The organism is Bariatricus sp. HCP28S3_D3, assembly GCF_052065755.1.
Taxonomy (GTDB): Bacteria; Bacillota; Clostridia; order Lachnospirales; family Lachnospiraceae; genus Allocoprococcus.
The window spans coordinates 1-9,316 of sequence record NZ_JBQHTK010000056.1; the positions used below are offsets into that span (position 1 = coordinate 1).

The following is a 9,316-nucleotide window of genomic DNA, read 5'->3' on the forward strand; positions in this document are numbered from 1 at the left end:
ACGTGCAGTGAGGTTTAAAAAACTATCGAACAGAGATAACTGTTCTACATCATTTGTTTTAAAAGACATATGCAAACCACCTTTATTTGATAAGATGATTATACCATATGTCTTTCATCAATAGTAGTTATTTAATTAGTTGGAAATACCTTTTGACCCCAGCATCATAATATACTATGCACGCAATTTATTCAAGAAAATTTGCTATCATTTGTTTGAATTTTAGGAGTGCATCGGGGATGGGTTCATGGTCACGAATCTTCTTCAAAGATTTATTGGTGATTCACACCTCGTAGCATAATGTGATACGTATCAATTGGGCTTATTATTCTTCTTGTTCTGGGTAGATTACTCTCCCTTCTTTGAAATATAGTAACTACACCCTGTCCCATAGCCACTTAGAATTTCCCTGCATAATTCATTGATATTTGCCTGAATCGGCTTGACATTGTTACAATAATCGGAAATTGCAGCACATACAGTATTACAATTTCCATTCATAGAAATGATTTTCGACAATCACATGAATCTTTACATATGATTCAGGAGCTCCTCAAAACCACCTGCCTATGAGCCGATTATAGCACAATTATTCTTTGTATTCTGCATTATTAATAAAAAGTGGAGGTCACTCCAAAAATTCTCTTATTCTATCCCGGTATTCTCCCGTCTTTCTCCCCAGCAGTACAAAAACATGTCCTTCTCCTTCTACATTCCACCTTCTACAATCTGCATTCACACATTCCTCAATCCGATCTGCATTTTTCATCTTTACAAAGTAATCTTTCTTTCCATGTATAATCATCATCGGAGTTTTTGAATGCCGAAGGCTCTCTGACGCATCACCGTAATAATCAAAATTATCCTTTGTCAGTCCAATTCCGCTCCAGATGAAAAATGATTTACACGCGAACTGTTTCATTCCTACATAGCTGCTGTCTACGATGAGTCTTGTAACATGTAACTCGGGAAGGGCCTGTAATTTCCCCACTTTCAACGGTCCATTTTCCATAAATGTATCAAGCCCGGAGAGATAGTTAACTGTCGCTCCTCCTAAAGATAATCCATGTACGATCACTTGCTCTACTTTATAATCAGCATGGAGCTTTTTCAGCCAGTCATAGACATCCAGACTTTCCAGGAACCCCATCGCCACACGTCCTTCGCTTTTCCCGAATCCGCGCAGATCCGGTGCCAAAATATGATAGCCAAGCTCATAATAGATATAGCCTATGTTATTAGTTATGATGCTGCCATCTAACTGATTCGGATGCAAAATGATAGCCCACTTCCCAGAAGGTTCTTTTTGCTTATAAATCCTTCCCCAAAGCCGAACTCCGTATTTCTCCCCTGCAAATTTTTCCGCGAGTTCTGCGCGAATCCAGACTTGCTGTGGCGTAACAGGAAGTACCTTATCTGTCTTTCCTTTTACATATTTTATTGCTCTTACAAATTCTTCCCTATTCATCTTTTTCCTACCTTGTTCCATCCTCTTTCGATTTTACATTTTCTCATATCTTCTCAAGACACGGACACTCTATTCCTATTCACCTAAATCCCGATAAAGAAGATATGAAATATGGTTGGAGCGAATCTATCTCTATCATATAGGATTGCTCAAGCTTTGTAAAGGTACGTACTATCTACCGTTTAGTGATTACTATTATCCACAAGCACTTCCGAAATCGTCACTAAATTCCGAGAATAATCTTCAATATAATATCAATTCCCATCAAACATATATATAATATCTTTCCTCTGTGCAATGATTTCATGATACACATTCTAAGACATTATTTCTGTATTCCATATCCGCTCAGACAGTTTCATCGTCAAATTCTGTAATTCGGACTAGAAATAAAGCCTCATAGAACGTATAATAAAATTCATAGATTATAAATTAAAACAGACCGCGGGCGGGTTCGCGTCACTCAGAATGAGTGACTACGAACCCGTCCCCCGGCCACGAGGACTCATATATGAATTATACAAAAATTTTACAAGGTATCCTTGACATTGGAGAGGCAATGTTAAAAAGTGGTGCCGAGAATTTTCGAATTGAAGACAGTCTCTATCGAATGTGCAGGAGTTACGGCTTTACACGGTATGATGTATTCGTAATACCAAGCAACATTCAGATTACTATTGAGACGCCGGATGGGGAGATTCTTACTCAGATCCGCCATATTGAGACGGTTAGTACTGATTTTGATCTGCTTCACCATTTGAATAAGCTATCAAGATATGTCTGTGCGCACACGCCGAATGAGAAGGAACTGCATCAGAAGTATCTTGACACCATGAACCGCATTCCGCAGCATCCCGCGATCCAGTATGTTGCTACTGTGATGGGCGGAACCGGATTTGCTGTTTTTTTCGGGTGCGGATTTACTGACGCAGTTGTAGCTGCGATTGCGTCTGTGATGCTTGTCATCGCCGGAAACTGGCTCAGTAAAAGGGAGAGCAATTTGCTGATCTATAATATGATTCTCTCTTTCTTATCGGAAGTATTGATCGTCGTTCTGGTCCGGCTGGGTATCGGCGTCCATCCGGAACGGATCATGCTGGGGATGGTCATGCTTCTCATCAGCGCAATAGGAACAACGAATGGAATCCGTGATCTCCTGCAGCGGGACTTTATTTCCGGTCTGATCAACATCTTGAATTCTTTTCTTGGCGCTGCGGGTATCGCATTCGGGATTGCACTTGCCATGCTTCTTCTGAATGAAGTTTCTTCCGAAGGAGCAGCGCTGAATACGAATATTCTGATTCAGCTTATTTCCTGCACGATCGGATGTACCGGTTTCGCACTGTGTTTCAAAATTCGTGGCAGACAGGTGCTTTTTTCCAGCGTCGGCGCTTTTTTGACCTGGGGAATTTATCTGCTGGTGTACCACTTTAACCCCAGCAATTTCCTGGCCACACTGACAGCCGCCGTGTTTGTCGGTTTCTATGCATTTGCCATGTCCCGGATCAACAAGGCACCTTCTACGATTTTCCTCACCGCATCCGTGCTTCCCTTAATTCCGGGATCTGCTCTGTACTATATGATGTATGGATATGTGAGTGGAAATAAAGAAATGGCAATGGTCAAGACAAATTCGCTGCTCACGACCTGCCTTGCCATTGCCTTAGGATTCTTAATCGTTGATGTTGCTTCAAGATATCTTATGACTGCATTGAATCGGGATTACCATATCGGAAAACATTCCTAGAATCCAGTGCAGATATCCGGATTGGCTCCTTACGTTTCACTTGCGATATAAGTACGAATCGCCTCGGCTGCCTCCTGATAATCTTTTTTGACATCTTCCAGAAGTGCAGCCGCTTCTTCCGGAACGGTCTCCTGCTCTTTACGCAGTACTTCTGTAATTATTTCCGCAGAACCTGCAAGCCGCTCAATCCCAAGATTTCTACATACGCCCTTCAGTGTATGTGCCGCACGGAAGGCCTCTTCCCGATTTCCTGCATCCATTTCTTCACATAATTTTTGATAACTGTCATCTTCTAAAAATTTGCCTATAAACTTACGCACAAGATTCGGGCTCATCAATCTTTTGAGAACAGCTTCATAGTCTCCGCCTATCTTCTGATAGCATTCTTGAATTGTCATCATTTTCTCCTTTTTGCCGGATTTATTCCACCGCTTTTCCTACCGTCTCCAGCGGATCAATCGTTTCCAGCTGCATTTTGTTTTTTAATTTATCTTCCACTTCCATCAGACATTCCAAAAGCAATGGATTAAATGCGCCGCATTCCCGATGCAGGATCTCATCCGAACAATTATCTTACCGATGTCATGCAATGCAGATACCATATTTTCTAACTCCCTATGCTAAAACTTTCTTAACACATGAAACTATAATAATCTGGAGAGTGCCTTATAAAATCTTCGCATCACTTCCGGCGATGGTTGATTCGTATTTCCGACTTTTACAGTTTTATTTGCGCCATGGTAATCACTTCCTGCGGTGACAAATAAATTGTAAATTTCTGCAAATTTCAGCATGCTGCTCTTTTGTAATTCGGTGAATCCCGAATAATAGCATTCCAACCCCATAAGGCCATTGGCTTTGAGTCTGGAAATCCGTTCCTCGGTAGCTTCTTCTGTAAGCACTTTGGACCCGTCTGCCAGGATTCCATGCGCAAGCACCGGAATTCCGTCTGCGAATAAAATGGCATCGATCGCCTCCTCAGGAGACAGATATCTTTCCTTTCCATGGTATCCGCCCAGAATCCGGAATGCCTCAGCCTTATCTGCGACATATCCTCTTGCAAGCATCATTTTCGCAAGATGCGGCTTCCCGGGGTTCTCCAGCGCCAAAAATTCATTCTGTTCTTCTTCCGAAAATGCAAAGCCATAATTCTCTTCAAGAAACCTGAGCCGGTTTTTCGCTTTATCCATCCGGGCTGAATGAGTAATCTGTACAGCTTCGAGAATGGAAGATTTCTCCGGGTCATATCCGTACCCGAGGATGTGATATTTTCCTTTGTTGTCACGGCAGGAAAATTCCACACCGTAAATAAATGCCGGATCATCTGGCTGCAATACTTTCTGCATCTCCGCACATCCATCGCAGGAATCGTGATCGGTCAGAGAGAAAAGATCGATTCCTGCCGCCTTTACTTTTTTAAGCAAGGCAGCAGGTGTATCCGTTCCGTCAGAATAGATTGAATGCATATGCAGATCCGGGTTTTTAAAATTCTTATTACGATTCATTATATCAGTGTATCCACCTGTTCTGCCAGTTTGCAAAGTTCATTTCTGTAGATCTCAATCAGTTCCGGGCTTCCGTTTCTGCGAATGGTACGGCGCAGTAATCGGATCAATCCTACAACTTTCGCTTTATTTTCTTTGTCTTTCAGGACTTCCTTATCATCGGTTCCATAGTAAAGTGCAAGGCTCTTCTGCCAGAATGCTTCCGCAACCTCATATGGGAAACCAAGGAATGACAGCACATTGTTCTTATCCAGCATATTGAATCCGATATATGCATTATACATAGACCCCATTTCCAGAACCGGATGACCGATTGCAAGTGTATCCATATCGATCAGGATCACTTCATCATTTTGAAGCATAATATTCTTGGTGTGATAGTCACCATGAATCATATGGTCATCATGCGGAATCTCCAGCATCATTTTATGGAGTTTTTCATATACCTCTTTCGGAAGATGATCCTTCAAGAATTCCGTCCATCCAATTGCGATCTCCCGCTGATCCGGGAGCTGTCCCGCAGGAACTTCTGTGGAATGGATCAATTTCAAAAGGTCAATATACATCTTTGCATATTCATCGATATTTTCAGGCGTTTCCGCTAAAAGCTTTGAAAATGATTTCGCATTTAGCAGTTCGAACATAGATGCATAATGGTCATCGACCTTTACGACGTCATAAGAAATTGCAGTCGGAATACCGAGGACCAGTGCTTTTCGTGCGACATCACGCTCATGTTCGATGTCTGCCAGGGAATCCGGATTCAGATATACCTTAACTACGGTATCCGGATCAATGCGGTATACTTTACCATTTGCGCCCTGACCTATCACTTCACATCCTTCCACAGACACTCTGCGGTATGCACGGGAAACCGGCATCATGGAAGTAAATCCGGTCATATCCAGAATCTCATATACTTCGGTGGATGCATTCTTCAGCTCCAGTTCAGGATGATTTTTACGCAGTCTTAAGATCACACGGAGACCGGCACTGGAAAGATACTCGAGATTTTCGAGATCGATCATTACAGGAACGCCATTCTCAGCTTTCATCATTTCTTCTTCAACCTGAGGTGCATTGGAAGAATCAATTCTGCCGCTTAAATGAATCACCGTTTTCTCGTTCTCCCGTGTAATAGTAACATTGCCCATATGAATTACCTCCATTTCACTTTATTCTATTTGATTGTATTTCTCTATATTCAGCATTTTTTCCGTTTTTGTAACAATGAGGGCTACCGCCACGTCTCCAGTCGAATTCACTGCCGTCCGGAACATTCCCATCAGCGAATCGATTCCCATAATCAGGCTCAGTGCTTCAGCCGGCACACCGATCTGAGTAAGCATCAAATTGTGACAGGCACGTAACAATGTAATTCAATGCTTGACCAAGGTTATTCTTATCATTCAGTATCATCATTTTCTACTAGTCTTCTATCTAAATGCTTTCTTCATTTTCAAAATATTCTTTCCATCTTTGTACTCATATGAAAGATCATCCATACTCTTTTTCACCATAAAGATTCCGAGTCCACCTATTTTTCTTTCATCCGCCGAGAGTGTTGTATCCGGTTCTTCCTGTGAAAGGGGATCGTAAGGAATGCCCTGGTCAATAAATGTAATCGTCACTTCTGCAGGCTCCTCAGAAATTTCCAATTGTACCGTCACATCACCCGTATTGGGTTGATAAGCATAATAAGAGATGTTGCTGAAAATCTCATCAATCGCAATATTGATCTGCATCTGTGCTTTCATCGGGCAGCCGCTTTCTTCCAGAGCTTCCTCTACAAATGATGTCACTTTATTCAGATTATCCACTATTGCCTCAACTGTAAGCTCTTTTGCTGTCCCCATCTGCTTCATCCTGACACCTCCTTTTCTTCGTCTCCCGTTCCTTTTTCTTATTCAATCGTCAGGATATCTGAAAAACCAGTCACCTCAAACACTTCCATGATCACATCATTCACATTTCTGATTACCATACTTCCCTGTTTATTCATAGCTTTCTGCGCCACAAGAAGTACACGAAGACCTGCTGATGAGATATATTCAAGCTTGGAAAAATCAAAAACAAGTTCCGTAATGTCTGCAAGAGAATCCTTCAGTTCTCCTTCCAGAAGCGGTGCAGTTGTCGTATCCAGTCTGCCTTCCAGCGCAATCGTCATTTTGGCGTCTTCCTTGTTTTTGTTGATATTCATAATCTTGATCCTCCTAAATTCTTTTTCCGTTCTGCGGTACACAATGCACCTAAGCAATTACATTTTAGCATTTCCCCTACCGTGTATCAATGATTTTTGTCTACAAATGCGAACTTCCCGGCATCGTCTGTGTCTTCCAGCGTATCGTTTTTGCTTTTATGACTGCAAATATGTTTTAATATGATTGAAAATCATTTCCATCGCTGCCTGATTGTAGCCGCCCTCCGGCACGATCACATTGGCATTCTTTTTACTCGGCTCCACATACTGTTCGTGCATTGGTTTGACCGTCTCAATATACTGATTAATAACGGATTCCAGACTTCTTGCCCGTTCCATAACATCTCTCTGTATTCTTCGGATAATCCTGACATCCGCGTCTGTATCAATAAAAATCCGCATATCCATAAGCTCACACAATTCTTTATTTTCAAAAATCAGGATACCTTCCACAATAATCACACGGTTCGGCACGATCCGGATCGTGTCTTTGCTGCGATTATGGATCGTATAATCATAAAGTGGACATTCAATGCTCTCACCTTGTTTCAATGCCTTCAGATGGCGGATCATGAGTTCCGTATCAAATGCATTCGGATGATCGTAATTCAGACGGCTTCTCTCGTCGTAATCCATATCATCATGTGCTTTGTAATAATTATCATGTTTAATAATCGTTACACTTTCCGCAAATCTTGCTGCAATCTGATTGGTCAATGTGGTTTTCCCGCTCCCGGATCCGCCCGCAATTCCGATAATCATATTTTCACTCATTTCATTTTCTCCCGTTCTTTCCATTTTAATCGGATTTTTGTTGTAAAGATATCGATTTTGTATAGCTTCTGTTTTCAGTTTATCATGATTTAGCCTTGGTTTCAACGAATCTGGGGTGCATTTTAAAATCATACGTTTGCAAGATATGAATCATTGCTTTCATCGCTAAATCATAAAACATCCATTTCATACAGCACGGCAGTCTGGCAGCAATTGAAGTGCTACTATAATGATAGTTATAGTTTTTGTCGTGTATCATTCATACAAAACAAAGGAGGTTACTAAAATGTCCACAACAATAGCACCTGATATCCTGTTCTGTGATTATTATAAACAATGGATCACAACATATAAAGAAGGAGCCATACGTCCCGTCACCATGGAGAAGTATTCCATGGCACATCAGTGGGTGGAAAAACTCGTCCCAGAACTTCGCATTACCGACCTGACCCGGATTGCCTACCAAAAGCTTCTCAACGATTACGCTGCAGAACACGAGCGACAAACTACTATGGATTTTCACCATCACCTCAAATGCGCCATACTGGATGCAGTTGATGAAGGTTTAATTGAACGGGATCCTACACGTAAAGCAATCATCAAAGGTAAGCAGCCACGGGATAAAAAACCTAAATACCTGAATCAGTTCGAACTACAGAAACTGCTCGCTGATCTGACTCTGGAGCAGGAAGTCAGCTGGGATTGGTTCATTCTTTTGGTTGCCAAAACCGGCATGCGATTTTCAGAAGCCCTGGCTCTGACTCCAAAAGATTTCGATCTTTCCCACCAGATTCTCTCTATTTCAAAAACATGGAATTATAAAGGAAATGGCGGCTTTTCTCCGACTAAAAACAGCTCCTCCGTACGCAAAATCCAGTTGGATTGGCAGACGGTCATTCAATTTGCAGGTCTTCTAAAAGGGCTTCCTGAATATCAGCCCATTTTTGTAAAAAATACCGTTTACAACTCGACCGTAAATGATATTCTTGCCCGTCACTGTAAAGCCGTGAATATTCCTGTGATTTCCATCCACGGACTTCGGCATACTCATGCTTCACTCCTTCTTTTCGCCGGAGTTTCCATCGCCAGTGTAGCCAGGAGATTAGGTCACTCTAGTATGACGACCACCCAGAAGACTTATCTGCATATCATTCAGGAACTCGAAAACAAAGATATCGATCTCATTATGAGGTCTCTATCCAGCCTTAGCTAAAAGGAAATAATGATACACGTCAAAATAGATAAGAAGGCAATATCTCTCTTGATATCGCCTTCTTATCATTCTCTAGATATCGAATCCATCTTCCAGTATGAATTTTCTCAGAAGTTCATCTAACTTTGCCCGAACCTTTCTTTTTGGCACATTACTTCCTTCTTTTTCATCAAAATATTGTTTTGCAATCGTAATATCAACGCTCTGAATCAAATCGTCATATTGACCAAATGCATTCATATCATTTTCAGTCACATGTTTTCCCATCAACTGGCGTAATTTCTGTTCATAAATTCCCAAGGTAGTGTCAAGTAATCTATGAAAAACTGGGCCGAAAAAAACAGGCTCAAACGAACCTTGAAAATTGCAAATATATAAGACGGAAGGCCCTCCGGGGGCTCAGGGCGCT

General features: G+C 41.6%; 11 protein-coding genes. 2 read left to right on the forward strand and 9 right to left on the reverse strand.

All coding sequences use genetic code 11. From position 1 onward, the window contains the following. Positions 1-628: 628 nt before the first annotated feature. A complete protein-coding gene (locus tag ACTNB3_RS17290; RefSeq protein WP_441017533.1) occupies positions 629-1,468 on the reverse strand; it encodes an alpha/beta hydrolase in 840 nt (279 codons plus the stop codon). Positions 1,469-1,979: 511 nt separating this feature from the next. Between ACTNB3_RS17290 and ACTNB3_RS17295 the strand changes: the two genes are divergently transcribed. Continuing rightward, positions 1,980-3,215, forward strand: coding sequence for a threonine/serine ThrE exporter family protein (locus ACTNB3_RS17295; protein WP_427820039.1), 1,236 nt, complete (start codon positions 1,980-1,982; stop codon positions 3,213-3,215). A 29-nt stretch (positions 3,216-3,244) separates the two neighbouring features. Here ACTNB3_RS17295 and ACTNB3_RS17300 read toward each other — a convergent pair whose 3' ends face one another. The 7 genes from ACTNB3_RS17300 to udk all read right to left on the reverse strand — a co-directional run bounded on the left by ACTNB3_RS17300 (position 3,245) and on the right by udk (position 7,694). Continuing rightward, positions 3,245-3,616, reverse strand: a complete 372-nt coding sequence (locus tag ACTNB3_RS17300) for an Hpt domain-containing protein (RefSeq protein ID WP_441017531.1) — start codon at positions 3,614-3,616, stop codon at positions 3,245-3,247. A 243-nt stretch (positions 3,617-3,859) separates the two neighbouring features. Then, entirely contained in the window at positions 3,860-4,720 is an 861-nt protein-coding gene (locus ACTNB3_RS17305) for a PHP domain-containing protein (protein ID WP_441027177.1), read from the reverse strand. Beyond that, positions 4,720-5,874, reverse strand: coding sequence for an anti-sigma factor antagonist (locus ACTNB3_RS17310; protein ID WP_427820042.1), 1,155 nt, complete (start codon positions 5,872-5,874; stop codon positions 4,720-4,722). The genes ACTNB3_RS17305 and ACTNB3_RS17310 overlap by 1 nt, the downstream gene beginning before the upstream one ends. Positions 5,875-5,895: 21 nt before the next feature. Continuing rightward, entirely contained in the window at positions 5,896-6,093 is a 198-nt protein-coding gene (locus ACTNB3_RS17315) for a cation:dicarboxylate symporter family transporter (RefSeq protein ID WP_441027179.1), read from the reverse strand. Positions 6,094-6,156: 63 nt separating this feature from the next. Further along, complete coding sequence (locus ACTNB3_RS17320) at positions 6,157-6,585, reverse strand: ATP-binding protein (RefSeq protein WP_441027181.1); 429 nt, start codon at positions 6,583-6,585, stop codon at positions 6,157-6,159. 38 nt (positions 6,586-6,623) lie between these two features. Next, positions 6,624-6,920 (reverse strand): STAS domain-containing protein, encoded by a 297-nt coding sequence (locus ACTNB3_RS17325; protein ID WP_427820044.1) that lies wholly within the window; start codon positions 6,918-6,920, stop codon positions 6,624-6,626. A 156-nt stretch (positions 6,921-7,076) separates the two neighbouring features. Next, entirely contained in the window at positions 7,077-7,694 is a 618-nt protein-coding gene (gene udk, locus ACTNB3_RS17330) for a uridine kinase (protein ID WP_427820045.1), read from the reverse strand. A gap of 286 nt (positions 7,695-7,980) precedes the next feature. Here udk and ACTNB3_RS17335 point away from each other — a divergent pair, with 286 nt between their 5' ends. Then, entirely contained in the window at positions 7,981-8,907 is a 927-nt protein-coding gene (locus ACTNB3_RS17335; protein WP_441027183.1) for a tyrosine-type recombinase/integrase, read from the forward strand. A gap of 72 nt (positions 8,908-8,979) precedes the next feature. Here the strand turns inward: ACTNB3_RS17335 and ACTNB3_RS17340 are convergent, their stop codons facing one another. Next, entirely contained in the window at positions 8,980-9,162 is a 183-nt protein-coding gene (locus ACTNB3_RS17340; RefSeq protein WP_441027185.1) for a hypothetical protein, read from the reverse strand. Between the last annotated feature and the right edge of the window lie 154 nt (positions 9,163-9,316).